Raw genomic sequence first — 18,658 nt, forward strand, 5'->3', positions numbered from 1 at the left:
TTTTCTCTCTTCAGAGACATAAAAGAGCGTTAGGAAAAGCTATAACGAGGTGACTACAGGCGGGGAGAACTTATCCAAAACTTATTGGAAGCGACTTCCGAAATAGGCAATTTTAGAGTTGTATTTAAATTATGTAACCTGAGTTAATCCAAACAGGCTACATAAATTGTTGTTTGGGTATTATCTGAAAATTATGTTAAAAATAATACTTGCATTCCTGCTATTATCATGATTTATCTGTAATATTTACGTAATTTATTAAAGTAATCATGTAAAAAAGATGTGCATCTTCCAATTACCAGAAATCTAACTAATAAGCAGTATTTGATACATTACAATACCTCCTATGATTGCTCTAACAAAGACATTAGTACAAATAGTAGCTGAACCACAACAGCTAGATAGTATTAACTTACATGAGTCGAAGCGAGCTAATTTTTTACAAGAAGTAATTGAAGGCTTAGAAGACGGTATATTAATTTTAAGCAAGGCTGGTAAAGTGATTCATGCTAATGCATCTGCTCATCGCCTTTGTTGTCAATTTAATCAAGGCAAGTTTAACCAGAATTTTGTCCCCCTAGCCATCTGGAATCTTTGTAAATCGTTACTCAATAGTCGGTATTTGTTTTCTGATAAACTGCTAATTCTGTCAGATGAGATTGTGCTTGATAAGTCAAATATTTTTCGTATTAGGGTGAGATTGCTAGATTTAGATGGGTTTGAAGTACCTTGCTTATTAGTTACCATAGAAAACCAATATGAGTCTGTGAAAAATGTAGCACTCACTGAAGTTAAAAAATTTGACCTGACGCCGCGAGAAGCTGAAATTTGGTTTCTCTATAGAAGCAACTATAGCTACAAAGAAATTGCTAATAAACTTTACATCACTATCAACACCGTAAAAAAGCACATGAAAAATATTCACACCAAGCGACAAGCATCTCTTGTACTTGAAGAGTAATATCGCAATCATAATTGATTATGCAAGTTGGGGCACAATGCTGTGTCCTTAATTGTATTTGGAGCTTTTTGTAGGCATAATAAAGTATTGGAAACCTGCTGTTTTAATAAGATATTGTTATTTTGTAGTTCCATAGTAATTTTGTTGAACTGATCATTGCTCAAACCATTATCTTTGACAATTTTTTCAGAGAGAGTACAGAAATTTTTGGCGATATCTTGAGCCTTTGTTGGAAGATCCTTTATACTGTTAGGATCGTTACAAACAATCTTGGGAATTTCTCCATTGCCAATAAGCTTTTTAATTTCTTCAAAGGCATTTTGACGGGCTGGCTCCATTGCTAGCACGGCTTGAGCGTAACTGTTGATTTCAGTATTGTTGACTATTGGTGTTGGAGTTTGACCATCAGCTTTTAAACTCAATGAAAACGCATTGGAAATCACACTCACAGTAGCGATCGCACAGAAAAAGAATGATTGGAAAAGAATTCGCTTTCGGCTAGGTGGGAAAAAGAAGTCGGAAGTTTTATTCATATAGTGTGTAACACAAAACTACATCAGGGATATTATAAGGACTTGGAATTATTTTCGGAGTTGGAAGTTCCAGCAACTGCTCAATACATCAAGCTTTTATATTTGATTGTTAACTTCCTTGGCATACTTGACAAAGTTCGATGACTTTAGTCTGGAGTGTTAACATTTCTGATGCTCCTTGCTTGAGGCTGACTTCTAACTCCAGTAGTAGGGGTAAGCAAGAGATTAACTGTTGCATAGAAAGCAGCCTAATTTCTTGCTGTAAGAAGTAGATCCGTTTAGGATTACCGATATCAGCAGCAATAGCTATCGCTTGTTGATTGCGCTCACCACTTTCCATCATAATCTTGACCCATACCCAGGTGCGAAATTGTCCAATTAGTGTGGCAACTATCCGTAATCCCGGTTCGGCAGCATTGATCAGATCCGCTAACGTTGTCAAAGCTTTAGCTGTATCTCCTGTTCTGATTGCTGCTGCTAATTGTAAGCTATTTTGAGTAGTATTTCTTACTAACTTCGTCACGGTATCTACATCTAAAGGCTTATTGCTACCTTGGGCATATAGCCGCAATTTCTCTAACTCATTGTAGAGAAGCCTTGTATCATTTCCTACAGACTCTGCCAACAATTGGGCAGTATTAGCATTCAGTTTCACGCCCACAGTCTGGGCTGCTTGATTAACAGATTGCACCAGCAATTCTATTTTCCAAGGGGGAATCAGGGGAAATTCTCGGAATTCGGTAGCAAATTGTTTTAACAATTTCGTGGATTTGAGGCGTTCATCTGGCTTGTTGCGGCTGGTGAGCAATAAAAATGAGTTTTCGGGAATAACTGGTAGCGATCGCACCAATTCTGCTAACACGTTGTCTGGACAGTGTTGGCACAGAGTAGTATTTATCAGCCATACCAAGCGCCCACCAGCGCCAAAAGTGGGTGTCATCACCTGATTTAACCCCTGGATAGCAGCATCAGCTTGATCTGGGGGGAATGAAGTGTAATTAAAACTGATCCATTGGGGATCAAGGACGCGATCGCGCAGCATAGCGATCGCCTTTTCTATGGCAAAATCATCTTCACCCCAGTAAACATAGATTGGCATAGATAAACCTCATTGGTTATTGGGCAAAACAGTTCCGAGTTCTGAGTAAAAAAGTGAGATTCCCTACTTCTTTACTCAGCACTCCCCACTCCCCACCCCCTCAACCATCACACCCAAAAACTAAATACTTTTGAAATCATTCTGTCAATCAAGGTAATTTTCCCTAAAATCTATCAAGTGAGAGCGTGAGGCTATGAAGATTGGACGACAACTATCAAACTTACTTAAATCGGTTAGCACGACTGACCCTGCCAGAAGCTTACAAATCCCAAGTCCAGCATATTCAGGAATCTTCTAAATTCCAGCCACATTCTGGGTTGAGACAAGCAGCGTCCTTTCCTGGCTATACGCTAACTACCCCGCCGGCAGAAGAATCACAAAACTCTGCTTTCTATGCCAAATTACAGACTTACCAACAGGAACTTTTACAGTTGCCTGTAAACCGTAATTTGATTGTACCTGTACCTCCTGCTAGCTTCCATCTGACTTTAGCGGATTTAATTTGGGACAGTGCTTACCTTGACACCTGCGAAAAAAATCCCAATTTTGACCAGGAGTTACACTCTTGTTTAACAGAAATATTTCAGCAATATCAACAATTGATGACAAACAGGAGTCATCCAATTCAATGGCAAATGCTGGGACTGATACTGATGCCAAGAGCTGTAGCTGTTTGTTTAGTACCTCAAGATGAACGCTGCTACGAGGAAATTATTAAATTTCGTCGAACAATTTATCAAAATCCTAAGTTAATTGCTTTGGGTATTGAGCAGCATTATCACTTCACAGCCCATATTACATTAGCTTATTTTGGGGAGGTTTCATCTGACTTAGACCGCACAAGTTTCAGCACAATGCTTTCTCAATTGAATGATCAATGGCTGTTAAATTTGCCAGAATTTTTGATTCATCGCGTCGAATTGCGGAAGTTTGACAATATGACACGCTATTATCGTGAACCAGACTGGCCAATTTTAAGTTTTTGACCTGATTCGCGGAGCATCTTCACAATAAACGTAAGAATGTAAGAATTCAGTATTCAGGAGTCAGGATTTATCAGGAGTTTAGGATGATCGATATATTCATTCATCAAATATTCTTCTGATTCTTTAACTATTCGGACTCCTGAATTCTAACTTATGAATTATTGTTTAATATTAAGTAAGTAGGTAACGTTGCTTGTTGTAGCCTGATGAGTCTACCATCATCTCGAACAACGCGAATTTCAGCAAAACGTTTACTAGAGGTTTGCCCAAACCATAAGGTTTCAAAAAATACAAAATAGCTAATGTAAATTACAAAGGCGATAATAGACCTCTTGCAAAAATCCTTGAATCACCCCTCCCCAACCCTCCCCTTATGAAGGGGAGGGGGCAATATTTAAAGTTTCCCCCCAATATATCGGGGGGATTAAGGGGGGTCTATTCGACTTATGCAAGAGGTCTAATGAAGGAAATTGCTAATAACCAAACTCCTAAATTTATGCTATTAGTAAAAAAGTTTTCAATAAAATTTAATAGTTGTGTCGATAAGACACTCCAAGTAAGGACAAATATAAGCAAGGTTATAATCAAGATTGTAGAGTCAATCAACAGTACCAATTTATACTTTTAGTAATGTGTTTTAGCCGCAAGTAAACATGAAATAATTTAGATAGCGGCGGATTGGTAAATTGTAAAACTCAATTAATATTAATATTAGTAAATAAAAATATTTTTAGTTAAAAGTAAAAGTTAAACCTACCTTAATCTTTTGTTTATTCATCGTTAACTAAAAAAAATGTAAGTTAATTTAAGGCTGAAATTACAGCAGGAAGATATTCCTTTAATCACAGGTAATATGATTTTTTCGACCACCATCTTGAATCGTGTTGTTGCTACTTCAGTGGTGACCACTTCTGTTGCACTCAGTCCATTTTTTGGTGCGATCGCACAAGCTGAAACTCTCAATGGTGCAGGAGCAACTTTTCCGGCTCCACTTTACGAACGCTATGCTCGTGAAGTTAAGAAGAAATATCCAGACTTGAAAATTAACTACCAAGCAATTGGTAGTGGTGGTGGTATTCGTCAAGTCACTGCTGGAACTGTTGACTTTGGTGGTAGTGATGCCGCAATGAAAGATAATGAAATTGCTAAAGTCAAGAACGGTGTAATCTTAGTACCCACAGCCGGCGGTGCTGTTTCTGTGGTTTACAATCTTCCAGGCGTTAATGATCTTAAATTGTCCCGTAGTACACTACCAGCAATTTTCTCCGGTCAAATTACCAAATGGGATGACGCAAAAATTAAAGCTGATAATCCGGGTGTCAATCTACCAAATCAATCAATTAAGTTTGTTGTTCGCGCCGATGGTAGCGGTACAACTTTCATATTTACTAACCACTTAAGTGCTACCAGCGGTTATTTTAAAGGTAGAGTTGGAACTAACACTGCTCCCAAATGGAATCTACCAAATGTCCTCAAAGGCAAAGGCAACCCAGGCGTAGCTGCCTTAGTATCTCGTACTCCTGGTTCTATTGGTTATGTTGAATATGCCTACGCTGTCAAAAACAATCTGAAATCAGCGCTGGTACAAAATAAGAGAGGAGAATTTGTTGCTCCTTCTTTAGAATCTGCAAATGCAGCTTTGTCAACTGTCACTTTCCCAGACAATTACCGCGTTTTTGTAGGAGACCCAGGACAAGGTTATCCCATCGTAGGTCTTACCTGGATTATGGTTTACAAACAGTATGCTAATGCTTCTAAAGCTGATGCTATTAAGAAATGGATTAATTGGGTATTGAAAGACGGTCAGCAATATAACGATGACCTCAACTACACCCAGATTCCATCTGATGTGGCAAATCGTGTACTTCAGACAGTGAATAGCTCTGTCAAACCTTAATTTGTAATCTTACTATTTTCCTCTTTTAGAGCATCGATTCGTAATCCTGGAAGAACCTCTCACCCAACCCTACAAGAGTTGGGGGCTGGGGGGTTAGGTTTTTGATTACTGAATCGATGGTCTAGTATGGTGAATTTACAACTCACTCTATTAATAAGAAAAAAATCTATTTTATTGATTTGTAATGGTAAATTCATCGCAACCAGCCGATAGAAATTCATCAGATGATTTAAATCTAAGCGATGAAAATTTTAATCTAACAGCTATCAACGGTACAAATTTTTGGTTTGACCAAGGTTTTACACGGCTAGTATACTTTTTTGCCGTGATTACCGTTGCAGTGCTATTTTTGATGAGTTGGGTAATTTTACACGAAGCTTTACCAGCCATTAAGCAGTTTGGACTGGGGTTTTTGTGGGGCCAAGATTGGGATACAGGTAATCAGATTTTTGGTGCATTACCCTATATTTATGGAACTTTGGTAAGTAGTGCGATCGCTATTTTATTCGCTGTCCCAGTCGGAATAGCAGTAGCCTTAGTCACGAGTGAAAATTTCTTACATTCATCGCTCCGAATAACCTTAGCATTTGTTGTTGAATTAATTGCAGCAATTCCCAGTGTCATTATTGGTTTGTGGGCGATTTTTGTCTTTATTCCAGTTTTAGAACCTCTACAAAAGTGGCTAGCCAGTACTTTTAAATGGATACCACTGTTTAATACAGAAGACCCTTCTGGGACTAATATGTTGACTGCTGGAATTATTCTAGCCATCATGATTTTGCCTACAATGGCAGCAATTACTCGTGATGTTTTGATGGCTATCCCTAAAGAATTACGTAGCGCATCTATGGCTTTAGGTAGCACTCGTTGGGAAACAATTTTTCGGGTCTTGCTACCAGCTGGATTTTCGGGAATGGTGAGTGCAGCAATGCTCGCCTTAGGGCGTGCTTTGGGTGAAACAATGGCTGTCACTATGGTGATTGGTAACTCTACTCAAATCAGTGCTTCTTTACTCAATCCAGGTTATACAATTCCCTCTGTATTAGCTAATGAATTTGCCGAAGCTGAACCGGGTTTGCATATAGGCGCTTTAAGCTATTTGGCGTTTATTTTGTTTGGGTTAACTCTAGCTGTAAATGTTGACGCTGTACTTTTGGTGAAATGGGTTGGTAGGAAAAATAAATAGTACTACCTTAATACAAATATCTTAATGTAATAAAAACTTTAAAAATCAAAATTCAAAAAATATGAGTGGTTACATCCAGTCAAAAACTGATGAATCTCTGGCAAGAGAATTATGCAGTCCTTTGCCAACAGAGCGAGTAATATTTACTTATGGAATGAATGCGATCGCCTTTGGTTTGACTGGTCTAGCACTCATTCCTTTAATATCAATTTTGTGGGAAATTCTTGTCCGGGGAATATCTGGACTGAAATCAGATATGTTTGTCAAAGCAGTGATTGACAATGGCTTTGGCAATGCCATCTTGGGAACCATAATCATGGTAGTAATCGGTTCACTTTTAAGCATCCCTACAGGGATAATGACAGGAATTTTCTTAGCGGAATTTGGTCAAACGAACCCAATTACTGGTATTGTTCGTTTTATCAGCAGTATTCTTACGGGCGTGCCTTCAATCGTTGTAGGCGTATTCGCTTACGGTGTGATAGTTTTGGTAACTAAAGGATTTAGTGCGATCGCAGGCGGTTTTGCTTTAGCCGTGATTATGCTACCTATGATTATACTGACAACAGAAGAATCCTTAAAACTTATCCCCACATCTGGACGCCTCGCCTCCGCTGCTTTAGGAGGAACTCGTTTCCAAACTACCTTTCGCATCGTTGTCACTGCTGCAATTCCCGGAATTACTACAGGCATTTTATTAGCTGTAGCTCGTGCTGCTGGTGAAACAGCACCCTTAATTTTTACTGCTTTATTTAGTCTAGATTGGTCAGAAGGATTGTTAAGTCCAACAGCTTCCTTACCAGTATTGATTTTTAACCTCTACAACGACCCCGACCCGCAAAAAAGCCAATTAGTATGGACTACTTCTATAGTTCTACTCGGCTTAATTTTATGCGTCAGTATTCTCTCTCGCTTAGTTATTAGCCAAAGAAGAATAAAGTAAAAATAAATTTTTGTTTTTTACAGCTTGGGCAAGTATGAATAACCTAATTCCAGCTATCAAAGTTAAAAATATCAGCTTTTACTATGGCATAACAAAAGCAATTGAAAAGGTGTCAATAGATATTTATCAAAATCAAGTAACGGCAATTATTGGGCCTAGTGGTTGTGGTAAATCTACCTTCATCAAAATTCTTAATCGCATTAGCGAATTAGAAGGACCTGTGAAAGTTGAAGGAGACGTAGAGTTTTTTGGTCAGAATATTTATGCTCCTCGTGTCAATATCAATCGGTTACGCCGCCAAATTGGTATGGTGTTCCAAAAACCGAATCCTTTTCCTATAAGTATTTACGAAAATGTTGCCTACGGTATGAGAATAGCAGGCAGGCATTCAAAATTAAAATTAGATGAAATCGTCGAATCTGCACTTCACAGCGCTGCTCTTTGGGATGAAGTCAAAGATAAGCTGGATAAATCAGCTTTAGGGCTTTCTGGTGGTCAACAACAAAGATTATGTATTGCCCGTGCTTTAGCAGTCAAGCCGAAAGTTCTGCTGATGGATGAACCTTGCTCGGCTCTTGACCCCATCGCTACCATGAAAGTTGAGGAACTGCTCCATAGTTTGCAGTCTGAGTTGACAATTGCGATCGTTACCCACAATATGCAGCAAGCCGCTCGCGTTTCTGATTTTACGGCTTTCTTTAGCATCGATGAAAGTCGCATTGGTCAAATGATTGAATTTGGTGCTACAGAGCAAATTTTTAACAACCCACTAGACCCCCGCACCCGCGATTACATTTCAGGGCGATTCGGTTAAGGTATGTCCAATGATTTTTGTCAAACTTAGGACTTACGCACACTCTACGAATTCTCGGCGCTCTTGGCGTCTTGGCGGTTCGATAAATTAAGCTTTTTAGCAATTTTTGCGTAAGTCCTAAAACTATCTGCTTAAAGAGCGGGAACGCGCATACAGGCATGGGGTTAATCTAAAATCTAAAACCGTTCGACTGAGCGTAACCGTACTCCTACGGGGAAGCAAGCTACGCGTAGCGTTCCGTAGGAAAGTCCAAAATCCAAAATTGTTTGACTACCTATGAAGGGTATATGATGATATTAATATTTTTATTTCTACATAGATATTTTAAGTCGAACCAACCCGAATCCTTTTAATCGGAAAGGATAGTATATAGGTCAAGGTGCAATAAGTAGGTATAAAAAGTCTGTAAAAGAGAAATTTAGGGATACAGTCTTAATATAAATATTTACTAACAGTTTATCTGCTGTATGACTTTTGTATAGCTACGTAATTTCCATGAACATCTCCTTTTGGTAGTAACATAGTGAAACAGCGGCGCTGATTTCTACTGCTTTACTTCATCAAGTTTTGTTTCACACGTTTTAGGAATATGAGTAAACTAATTCCAGCCATCAGAGTCAAAAACTTCAGCTTATATTACGACACTCAAAAGATAGTTGAAGGCGTGTCAATGGATATTTACCAAAACCAAGTCACGGCAATTATTGGTTCTAGTGGTTGTGGCAAGTCTACTTTTCTTAAATCGTTAAATCGCATGAGTGAATTAGAAGGAGAAGTGAGAGTTGAAGGAAAAGTGGAATTTTTTGGACAGAGTATTTATGAGCGTCGTGTCAACATCAATCGCTTACGTCGCCAAGTTAGTATGATTTTTCCCAAGCCAAATCTTTTTCCCATGAGCGTTTACGATAATGTCGCCTATGGGGTGAAATTAATTGGATGGCATCCGAAAGTAGAATTAGATGGGATTGTTGAATCTGCCATCAAGGCTGCTGAACTTTGGGATGAAGTGAAAAATAAGCTGCACAAATCTGCTTTAGAGCTTTCTGGCGGTCAACAACAAAGATTATGTATTGCCCGTGCTTTAGCAGTCAAACCGAACGTTTTGTTGATGGATGAACCTTGTTCAGGTCTTGATCCTGTCGGTAGCATGAAAATTGAACATCTAATCCATAACTTGCGCTCTGAGTTGACAATTGTGATTGTTACTCACAATATGCAGCAAGTTCCTCGCCTATCTGATTTTACGGCTTTCTTTTGTAGTAATGAAAATCGCATTACTCAAATGGTTGAATTTGGTACTACAAATAAAATCTTTACTAACCCTGTGGATTCTCGCACCCGCGACTACGTTTTCGCCCGCATCAATTGAAGTGTTTCTTAAATTTTAGCTATTTAGAGAGCTACGACATAATGCAAGCGTAAATTAAGGTTGAATTTAATTTCTGCTTACTTTGAGTTTATCTTGTGTTGGGCAATATAAACTGACGTATACAGTATTTTTTGATACTATATACCTAAGACCAGTATTTGCTCTAGACCACCTGAATCAGAAGATGAAATGTCCCCGGTGCGAATCTACTTTATATCGTAAAAATGGTCGTAGGAATGACAAGCAGAATTACCTCTGCAAAAATTGTGGTAAACAATTTCTTGAGCCTGCATTCCCTCGTTCCCTGGAAACTGACTTGCTTGCTAACAGCAACGGGCATCCTAAAATATCTATACCTGAAACTAGAGAACTTTCTTTAGTAAAAAACCTATTAGAAGAAAAAGTTACAGAGAAAAGCCTTAGCTCTTTTAGTTTTACATTAGCTGAAGAACTGCTGCAAACTATATTATCGCCTGATTGGCTAGAATCTGCTGTGTTCAGTCAATTGCTCCAAAAGTTTCCACAAAAAACTGAAATTCAACATCAATTAGAAACAGGAATCTCCCTTCTACTTTTGGATGCGGAAAACTTAAAATTAGATATTAATTCAGAATTATTTTTAGCCAGTGTCTGTAAGTATCCTCTCCAAGTTAAAATCGCATTTGCTAACTGGAGAAATCAAAGTATTGGTAAACAAGATATTGAACTATATAACCGTGGCTATCAACTTGTCCATGTGCCTGGAGGTAAGGATAGTGCTGATGCAAAAATGATCGCACTTGGTGCTTGTATTTTACGCTCTTATCCGACAGCTAAAGAAATCTTGGCCTGTTCTAGCGATGGCATTTTGATCCACCTCTGTAACGAACTCCAAAATCAAGGATTAATTGTCTATTGGGTACGTAGACAAGGACAAAATTTGCATATAGAAAATCGGAATACTGGCAAATTAACTCATTATTCCTTATCAATGGCAACAGAAGTTCCATCTTTTGAAAAAGTAGTTGAGCAAATTCAAGATTTAATTAAAAACGAACAAGATTCAATCAATGCTCGATTACACAGTTTAGCGGCTATTACTAGTTTATTTCAAGAAAGATGCAATATCAATATCAACTCTAATCAAAAGCAGCCACAAATTGAAGAAATAGTTTCTCTTCCAGAAGAGTTATCTACAGAATCTATTCAACAGGAGAAACAAGAAGATTTTACTACCATTTCTGATGGAGAAACATTAGATAAATTTCTCTTAAAAATAATTCAACATCTCCAAATAAATTCTCCTAAAATTAAATTATCTGTGTCAAAGCTAGGTACAGAGATACAGAGAATAACTGGGGAATCTCCTAATTCAATTATCAAAAAATTAAAGTTAGGTTCCAATTTTACCAAATATCTAAAATCATCTCCCACATTTACATTAAAGGCGAGTGGCAAGGAATATGAGGTAACGCCGCTACTTTGCAAGTAAATACTTTCTGGATATCTACGTACAACCTGAGCTGTAATTCAGTATTATGTAAAAAGATGTAAATAAATGTAAATAATACGATGCAGGATAAAGTCGTTGTTGTTGTCGGTGCTACTGGTGGTATTGGTTCAGCGTTAACACATAAACTTGCGCCCACCGGAGTCCGGTTGATACTGGCTGCCAGAGATGCAGTTCGTTTAACAACACTGGCCGCTGATTTACCAGGGCAAGTTTTGACCGTTCCCACCGATATTACTGACCCCCAACAAGTAGATACTTTGATAAAAAAGACCGTCGCTGAGTTTGGTCAAATCGATATTTTGGTGAATGCAGCTGGTGCTGGTATACTCAAGCCTTACAACAGCCTGGAACCCGCTGATTTAGACAAGATGCTAGATGTCAATTTAAAAGGCAGCTTTTACACCACTCAGGCGGCTGCTGAAGAGATGCAAAAGCGCAAGTCTGGTCACATCTGTAATCTAGTAGGAATTCTGGGCAAGCATTCAATGGCAATGGCAGCGGCTTATTCTGCTTCTAAGTTTGGTGTTGTCGGTTTCAGTAAATGCATGGCAGAGGAACTCAAGCGTTTTGGTATCAAGTTCACGCTATTCTACTTTGGTGGGGTAGATTCTCCTTTCTGGGATAACGTCAACCTAAAAGTAGACCGGAAAAAAATGCTCAGTCCTGAAACTGCCGCCAATGCAATTTTCTTTGCCCTTTCTGCCGAACCGCAAGCTGTGCCAATGGAAATTAACATTCAACCTGATAGTCATTTGTTTTTTTAGAGTGCCAGTACACCTACATAATTCTTGCCTGGGAAAGACCTGAAAATTTAGCAAAAAAGGCAAAATTTACAGAGATATAAGCTGTTATGCTGGATTTTCAGTACTTATGAAAATTGATCACGTTCATTTCTATGTAGAAGACGCCAAAGTATGGCGGGATTGGTTTGTACACCATCTTGGTTTTCAAGCAGTAGCCAACAGCATCAGTTCGTTTCACACTTGTACAGAAGTGGTGAAAAGTGGTGCTGTCTGCTTTTTTCTATCTTCACCACTGTTACCCACAAGTCCGGTAGCTGAGTTTTTGCGTCAATATCCACCTGGTGTGGCAGATGTCGCTTTTGCTGTCGAAGATGTAGAAGGCGCGATCGCACTAGCTCAAATGCACGGTGCTACAATCCTACAACCCATCCAGGAACGCCAGGTAGGTACGGCATTCATCAAGTGTGGCAAAATTGCCGCCTGGGGTGGACTGACTCATACGTTGATCCAAAGGCGCTGTCCAGAAGTGGGAATAGACGACACAAAGAAAGAACTCTCCGTGTTCCCGTGTCCCCGTGTCCCCGTGTCCTCTTCAATTACCGCCATAGACCACATAGTATTAAATGTGGCAGTTGGTGAATTGGAACATGCCGTCGCTTGGTACGAAAACATTTTAGATTTTCAACCCCAGCAGGCATTTAAAATTAAAACCGATCGCTCTGGTTTACACAGCCAGGTGATGGTTTCGCGCAACGCTCTAGTCCAATTGCCAATTAATGAACCAGCTTCCAGTAATTCCCAAATTCAGGAGTTTCTAGATGTTAACCGGGGACCAGGAATTCAGCATATTGCCTTGCAAACGACTAATCTTGTGAGTGCGATCGCTAAATTTCGTGCCAGTGGTTTATCCTTACTCTCAGTTCCCCAAAGCTACTACTCGCAGCTAAAACAGCGTCCAGGACTCACCCTATCACCTCTAGAACTGGAAGCGATCGCTCAACAGGAAATTCTGGTGGACTGGCAAGAATATACTTCCGTAGGGGCACAACAAACCGCGCCCTTACTATTGCAAATTTTCACCCAGCCCATTTTTGAACAGCCGACATTTTTCTTTGAGTTTATTGAACGCCGTTACCAAGCTCAAGGTTTTGGCGAAGGTAACTTTCGCGCCTTATTTGAAGCCATTGAAAGCGAACAAATCAAACGCGGTACCCTGCAATGATACCTCAGTACAATTTAGCTTTTTTGTACTATTTCTATGGACTTAATGGTGATAGCCTTGATTTGTAAGTAACTTGCAGAGTGAAAGATATTAAGATAAATTAGAGATAGAAGGCGAAAACTAGACTAAAAAACATGAAAGTCAAGTCTCGTGATAGACGTAATTATATTGCTATTGTAGAAGCTACTAGTCACCCACACCCACGTAAGTATTTTATAGCTTTTCTTAGAGAGTCTAGAAGTAAGGTAGTTTTTTACTCTAGCCAAAGCAATGTGAAGGCAAAAAGAACCAATAAAAAATTTGACAAAATTAAAGCCAAATTTTATACAGAAGCGTTCTTAGACTTAATTGACAAGGATATTGCTCATAGCTCTAGTTTTATTCAACCTCTCACTGAAGATTTGTATCATCGTGCAGAAGCTCTTACCAAAGGTATGACAGTTGATTTTAATGAGGAGCTACCAGAGGACTTTATTTTTGCATGAATGTTAATGGGTGGACATTAAAAGCTCACCCTGCTTTCAGTGAATATTTTAAAAAACTGATTGTGACTGTTGAGCAGCTTGAAGAAAGTAATCCTGAAACATATCAATCTCATCCATCTACAAAGCTCCTTAACATTATTAAGGAGCTTGTTTATAATCATATTCCTAGAGACCCTACAGCAAAAGAGTTCAGACAGGGGAAAAAGCTAGGAGCAGATAGAAAGCATTGGTTTCGAGCAAAATTTTATCAACGGTTTCGTTTATTTTTTCGTTACAGTAGTACTGATAAAATAATTATTTACGCTTGGGTAAACGACGAAAAAACGCTAAGAAAAGAAGGATCGAAAACAGATCCTTATCAAAAATTTACAAAAATGCTTGATAAGGGAAACCCTCCAAATTCATGGAGCGAACTTTTAAAAGCTTCTTTAGATATAGACAAATTAAACACACAAGATTTAAATATAGAAACAATATCTGAAGATTCTGAGACTTTAATTTAAAAGATTAAAAATGTTTTTGGAGAGTTAGAGGATTTTCCTCTAGGTCATCGTCGCTACTTTCTTAAAAAGAGTTTACAAAAAAACCTCTAGTAGGTTACGCTACGGCAAAACGCCTAACACATGGTTCACGACACAGGCAAAAGTTGGATAATTTCTCCAGGATTTATCTTATGATATTCACGCCAAAGTAGATTGTACACCTGTAGTAAAGACTTTTTTTCAGGATCATCATCAGAATAACTTAATGCTAATTCGTATAAGTCAGCAAAAGCTGGTTGGATTTCACAGCCTAAAAATTGGCTAACAAAACTATGCTTTCCAGTAATAATAAGAAAATCAAGCTTAGTACAAATAATGACCCAATCAGGCTCTCCAGCATACAGTGCAAACCAAAAATGTCCACATTCATGATTAAACTCTGCAATAGCTTCAGCCGTTGCTGGAAATACAAATGCAGAGGGGAATGCTTTTAAAGGCTCAAATGCTATTGCTACAATTTCTTGATTCCCATGCTGCAATAATGCTTGCAAGAGTTTAATTTCATCTTCTTCAGAAAAGTGATCTCCACTTTCAGTTGGTACGGCAATCCAGTCAGCCTGCTTAATAATATTAAGTTTACTAGGCTCGACAGTACTTCCTGAACCGATTACAATTTTGTTTAGTTTTTCCCTAAGTTTAGTTACTTCTTCATCATTGAAAATAGGCTTCAAAAATTTCTATTCTTCACTCATAATTGCTCTCAATGTGATGGTGAGTTATATCGAAATTTCGTGTGTTTTTTACTACCTATTGGAACAACTTGTATAGTTAGAGAACCTTCCGTACTATTATTCCGAACACTGATTGTTGAAATATATTGCTATATCTGGTAGTTCTTGAGCTAATTTTTGTGCAGCGCTTAAATCACGCTGGTGCTCTCGAAAAATAGCCAAATATCTGAGATAATTTTAATAAAATTTAACATTTTGTGCCGATGCTAAGACTTATTACTGACTTCGACGGCCCAATTATTGATGTTTCCGAACGATACTACCGTGTTTATCAATTCTGTTTGGAGAAAATCCGTCGTCCAGACCAAGTAGTGCAAGAACTTCCGAAAGCGGAATTTTGGCAGTTAAAGCGATCGCGTGTTCCCGAAAAACAAATCGCCTTAAATTCAGGGTTAGACGAAGCGCAAGCACAAGAATTTGCCCAGTTGCGGCGGCAAACTGTGCATACAGAACCTTACTTTCACTATGACAGCCTCGCGCCTGGTGCTGTGGATGCACTGTTAAAAATTCAACAAGCTGGAATTGATTTGGCAGTTATGACCATGCGCCGATTTCGAGAACTAGATTATGCCTTTCAAAAACACGATTTAGGGAGATTTTTCCCGGAAAATCGTTGTTATTGCCTGACTAACGACTACGTAAAAACTCGCGATATTGAAGATAAGCCCTTGTTAATGGCTAGGGCATTAGAAGAACTACCCCCCGCCACTGATATCTGGATGGTGGGAGATACCGAAGCCGACATCACCGCTGCTAAAAATTATGGTATTAAAGTGATGGCTGTAGAATCTGGAATCCGCGATCGCACCCAATTGGAACTTTACCACCCCGACTTAATCGTTAAGGATTTCAGCGCTGCTGTAGATTTAGTTCTAAAACCTAAACACCTTGTATAGAGAGGCTGTGTAGCTGCAACAGATTCAATTAATCGGCATTGGTTTATTGTCTTTGCCTTTTGCATCAATTTCAATCATGCCAATTACTCCCCAATAAATTTTCTCTCTTATAGCCAAATAGTCTTTTTAGGTTTCAACTTAGGGGTTTTCAGCCAACATTCTTAAAACCTAATCAACGTGAGCTTAACAAACCTCTCCCTGCCTTGAACTTTAGTTCAAGTCTGTCCCTCTGGGAGTTGCAGAGGGATAGGTTTTGCGTAGTAAAACCTCTTAGAGGTCTTTTGATTCGACTGATGTCACCCGTCGAACTCACGTTAATCAGCATTCAGGTTGCCAATTAAAGTAGGAGTCAGCATACCTATTCTGACTCCTGACTTTCTTATTTAAGAAGAACACACATAAACCACGTCTTCTTTATAGAAACTTGCTTGCAGGTAGCGGTTTAGCGGAGAAAGCTACTAACCAACCACAACAATATAAACGTCACTACAGTAGAGAATTGATTTGTTCCCAGACTGATAAATGATATTTGTGGTAAGAGCCAGCTAGCAACTAGTCCCCCAACGATTAAGCCAATTATTAAACTGACCAGGGTGAACAAAACTGCTCGACCAAATTTACCTTCCTTGCGATTAAGAAAGTAAATACTGGTGCCTACCCCAACCACCAATGCTAACTGCAAAACCTGATCGCCTCCCTCTGGGTAAAACACACTAATAGAACTCAAACCAAGAAACCAAGCTCCTGGTAAGAGTATATCCGCAGGCGTTGGCTGATCCAGCATCCGTTGCAGCCATGCAGGTGACTGCTCACGAGGGGTTGGACTTTCCTTAGGAGGCGATTGCACTCGCAACTCTGGAAACCGGATACGCTCAGGGACTTTGATTTTACCTTCCTGGCGCATCCGTAAGCGATCCATTAAAATCGCATCGTAAGCTGCTTCAATTACTTCTAAATGCTTGGCATCGCCATTATGCTGCTCGAATAGGCGATTACGAGCATCCTGAATTTCATCGAAGCTAGCCTCTTCTGATACCCCAAGTTTTTCGTAGGGATTTTGATCGCTCATGGGAGTTTGTTACTTCAGCCTCAGTCAGCGGCAGTCTTTTGTCGAAGAAAAAAACGGCTTTAGGTTTTGTTTTAATCGAAACTAAAGTCTCGACCTATTTTATGTCCTACCAGGATAGTAGCACGGGTTAGTTTAATTGACTTTGTATATTTCAACTATAGTCACTTTAACATATCGCTATAACTCCGTGTATACCCTCATGTCGTTGCCCAGTTCTGGCTCTAATCTAGAATTTGAACGGAGAGTACCTAAAACATATAGTTTTTATGAAAAAATCAACTTTACTGTTTCAGATTTGGCAACTTACTGTGCCTTAATAGAGTTTTTTTAATTATACTGAATAATCGCTTGTGGTATATATCCACAATATCGATTTAAAATTGAAACGTTTTAAGTTACCACCTAACTGGGATCAAGAAGGTGTCTTGGTGTCAAGAACTGTTGCGGCTAAAGTCAGAGCGCCTATATACTGTGGCTAACACAAGTTTCGCGTTCTTATTGCCCACAATCCTGATTAGAGTATTTATTTTTGAATTATCAGGATTATAATGCCGTAGCCATGTAGATTCTTAGTTAGTCCAAAAGTGGCAACTGCGTCTTTACGCAACCCTCTTGTTAATCTTACGTATATTTGTGCAAAGTAATGGTCATGGCTCCTGCCAAGATTCTTGTAGTTGACGACGACCCTGCGGTTCGGAATTTAATCCAACGCTTTTTGATTAAGCAGAACTATCAGGTAGAGGCTGCCGAAGATGGAAAGACAGCCTTATCTCTATTTGAGCAATTTAACCCGGATTTGGTAATTCTGGATGTTAATTTACCAGATGTAACTGGGTTTAACCTCTGCCAAGAGATGCAAAGTCGTAATGGTGTTTTTGTTCTGATGTTGACTAGCCGTGCTGACGAAGCTGACAAAATTCGCGGCTTTTCTAAAGGTGCTGACGACTATCTCACCAAGCCTTTTGGGCTAGGAGAGCTAGAAGTCAGAGTCGGAGCTATTTTGAGGCGTCAACGAGTGATAACTAATGCCGAGCAGAAACGCTTGGTATTTGAAAAACTGATGATTGATCCGGTGCGACGAGAGGTGGCACTAAATAACCAACCAGTACCCTTAACTGCTCTGGAATTTGACTTATTGCATTTTTTAGCCAGTCATCCAGGTCGAGTTTGGCGACGTGCAGAACTAATCCAAGAGGTGTGGGACTATGAATATGTCGGCGACCAGCGGGTTGTAGATGTCCATATCGGCCAAATTCGCAAAAAGATTGAAATTGATGCTAGTCAGCCAGCATTAATTCAAACTGTACGTGGTGTAGGGTATAAGTTTGAATCTCCTCCTCACTCCCAGCACTTGGAAGCCAAGTCTTGAAGTTTATAGTCTAGAGTTTTTTAACTCTTGACTGTTGACTCTTGGGCGAGGAATTAGTGAATTTCTTTGACTTTAGTAAAAGACAAATCTAGACAATCAAAATCGGGAGATATTCCTCAAATACAGACCAGTCCGTTATTTGAGATATTTCTTTATCCGTTTAAGACAGTGGACAGGTGAGAGAGTCCACTGGAAAATATTTCTTTGCATTTGACCGTTTTAGTAGATATAGCAATCGCCAGTATTGTTAGGACGAAAGTTGTAGAACATGCTCTATGGCGTCCCGTAAACAATCAAAGGCATCCAGACATTTGCGGATGC

18 protein-coding genes and 1 pseudogene are annotated in these 18,658 nt (G+C 39.1%); 14 read left to right on the forward strand and 5 right to left on the reverse strand.

Features of this window, described 5'->3' with window-relative positions; all coding sequences use genetic code 11:
• The first annotated feature begins 346 nt into the window (after positions 1–346).
• Complete coding sequence (locus V7K35_RS17095) at positions 347–961, forward strand: helix-turn-helix transcriptional regulator (protein WP_335080412.1); 615 nt, start codon at positions 347–349, stop codon at positions 959–961.
• A gap of 8 nt (positions 962–969) precedes the next feature.
• On the opposite strand, the gene V7K35_RS17100 is transcribed toward V7K35_RS17095, so the two are convergent.
• Positions 970–1,494: a DUF4168 domain-containing protein gene (locus tag V7K35_RS17100; RefSeq protein ID WP_335080413.1), complete on the reverse strand. Its 525-nt coding sequence runs from the start codon at positions 1,492–1,494 to the stop codon at positions 970–972.
• A 109-nt stretch (positions 1,495–1,603) separates the two neighbouring features.
• A complete protein-coding gene (gene holA / locus V7K35_RS17105) occupies positions 1,604–2,593 on the reverse strand; it encodes a DNA polymerase III subunit delta (protein WP_335080414.1) in 990 nt (329 codons plus the stop codon).
• A gap of 200 nt (positions 2,594–2,793) precedes the next feature.
• Here holA and V7K35_RS17110 point away from each other — a divergent pair, with 200 nt between their 5' ends.
• A complete protein-coding gene (locus V7K35_RS17110; protein WP_335080415.1) occupies positions 2,794–3,579 on the forward strand; it encodes a DUF1868 domain-containing protein in 786 nt (261 codons plus the stop codon).
• Positions 3,580–3,751: 172 nt separating this feature from the next.
• Here the strand turns inward: V7K35_RS17110 and V7K35_RS17115 are convergent.
• A pseudogene (locus V7K35_RS17115) lies at positions 3,752–3,904 on the reverse strand (RDD family protein); the annotation flags it as partial.
• Positions 3,905–4,432: 528 nt separating this feature from the next.
• Between V7K35_RS17115 and pstS the strand changes: the two are divergent.
• From pstS to V7K35_RS17165, 10 genes are all read left to right on the forward strand, one after another.
• Positions 4,433–5,476 (forward strand): phosphate ABC transporter substrate-binding protein PstS, encoded by a 1,044-nt coding sequence (gene pstS, locus V7K35_RS17120; protein ID WP_335080416.1) that lies wholly within the window; start codon positions 4,433–4,435, stop codon positions 5,474–5,476.
• Positions 5,477–5,660: 184 nt separating this feature from the next.
• Positions 5,661–6,662, forward strand: a complete 1,002-nt coding sequence (gene pstC, locus V7K35_RS17125; RefSeq protein ID WP_335080417.1) for a phosphate ABC transporter permease subunit PstC — start codon at positions 5,661–5,663, stop codon at positions 6,660–6,662.
• A 61-nt stretch (positions 6,663–6,723) separates the two neighbouring features.
• Entirely contained in the window at positions 6,724–7,605 is an 882-nt protein-coding gene (gene pstA / locus V7K35_RS17130; protein ID WP_335080418.1) for a phosphate ABC transporter permease PstA, read from the forward strand.
• Between the two features lie 34 nt (positions 7,606–7,639).
• Positions 7,640–8,419: a phosphate ABC transporter ATP-binding protein PstB gene (pstB, locus tag V7K35_RS17135; protein WP_335080419.1), complete on the forward strand. Its 780-nt coding sequence runs from the start codon at positions 7,640–7,642 to the stop codon at positions 8,417–8,419.
• Positions 8,420–9,008: 589 nt separating this feature from the next.
• Positions 9,009–9,788 (forward strand): phosphate ABC transporter ATP-binding protein, encoded by a 780-nt coding sequence (locus V7K35_RS17140; protein WP_335080420.1) that lies wholly within the window; start codon positions 9,009–9,011, stop codon positions 9,786–9,788.
• Positions 9,789–9,972: 184 nt separating this feature from the next.
• A complete protein-coding gene (locus V7K35_RS17145) occupies positions 9,973–11,259 on the forward strand; it encodes an IS1/IS1595 family N-terminal zinc-binding domain-containing protein (RefSeq protein ID WP_335080421.1) in 1,287 nt (428 codons plus the stop codon).
• Between the two features lie 80 nt (positions 11,260–11,339).
• Entirely contained in the window at positions 11,340–12,044 is a 705-nt protein-coding gene (locus tag V7K35_RS17150) for an SDR family oxidoreductase (protein ID WP_335080422.1), read from the forward strand.
• 106 nt (positions 12,045–12,150) lie between these two features.
• Positions 12,151–13,245, forward strand: a complete 1,095-nt coding sequence (hppD, locus tag V7K35_RS17155) for a 4-hydroxyphenylpyruvate dioxygenase (RefSeq protein WP_335080423.1) — start codon at positions 12,151–12,153, stop codon at positions 13,243–13,245.
• A 134-nt stretch (positions 13,246–13,379) separates the two neighbouring features.
• Positions 13,380–13,730 carry a hypothetical protein gene (locus V7K35_RS17160; RefSeq protein WP_335080424.1) on the forward strand — a complete coding sequence of 117 codons (351 nt, stop codon included), beginning with the start codon at positions 13,380–13,382 and terminating at the stop codon, positions 13,728–13,730.
• Positions 13,727–14,233, forward strand: a complete 507-nt coding sequence (locus V7K35_RS17165) for a type II toxin-antitoxin system YhaV family toxin (RefSeq protein ID WP_335080425.1) — start codon at positions 13,727–13,729, stop codon at positions 14,231–14,233. Before V7K35_RS17160 ends, V7K35_RS17165 begins: the two co-directional genes overlap by 4 nt.
• A gap of 125 nt (positions 14,234–14,358) precedes the next feature.
• On the opposite strand, the gene V7K35_RS17170 is transcribed toward V7K35_RS17165, so the two are convergent.
• On the reverse strand, positions 14,359–14,943 hold the full coding sequence (locus V7K35_RS17170) for a hypothetical protein (protein WP_335080426.1): 585 nt from the start codon (positions 14,941–14,943) through the stop codon (positions 14,359–14,361).
• A 263-nt stretch (positions 14,944–15,206) separates the two neighbouring features.
• Between V7K35_RS17170 and V7K35_RS17175 the strand changes: the two genes are divergently transcribed.
• A complete protein-coding gene (locus V7K35_RS17175; RefSeq protein WP_335080427.1) occupies positions 15,207–15,899 on the forward strand; it encodes an HAD family hydrolase in 693 nt (230 codons plus the stop codon).
• Positions 15,900–16,341: 442 nt separating this feature from the next.
• Here the strand turns inward: V7K35_RS17175 and V7K35_RS17180 are convergent, their stop codons facing one another.
• Positions 16,342–16,968, reverse strand: a complete 627-nt coding sequence (locus V7K35_RS17180) for a CPP1-like family protein (protein ID WP_335080428.1) — start codon at positions 16,966–16,968, stop codon at positions 16,342–16,344.
• A gap of 649 nt (positions 16,969–17,617) precedes the next feature.
• On the opposite strand from V7K35_RS17180, the gene V7K35_RS17185 reads away from it, so the two are divergent.
• A complete protein-coding gene (locus V7K35_RS17185; RefSeq protein ID WP_298907459.1) occupies positions 17,618–18,337 on the forward strand; it encodes a response regulator transcription factor in 720 nt (239 codons plus the stop codon).
• Positions 18,338–18,658 lie beyond the last annotated feature (321 nt).

Source organism: Nostoc sp., assembly GCF_036917275.1.
In the GTDB taxonomy this organism is placed as follows: Bacteria; Cyanobacteriota; Cyanobacteriia; order Cyanobacteriales; family Nostocaceae; genus Nostoc.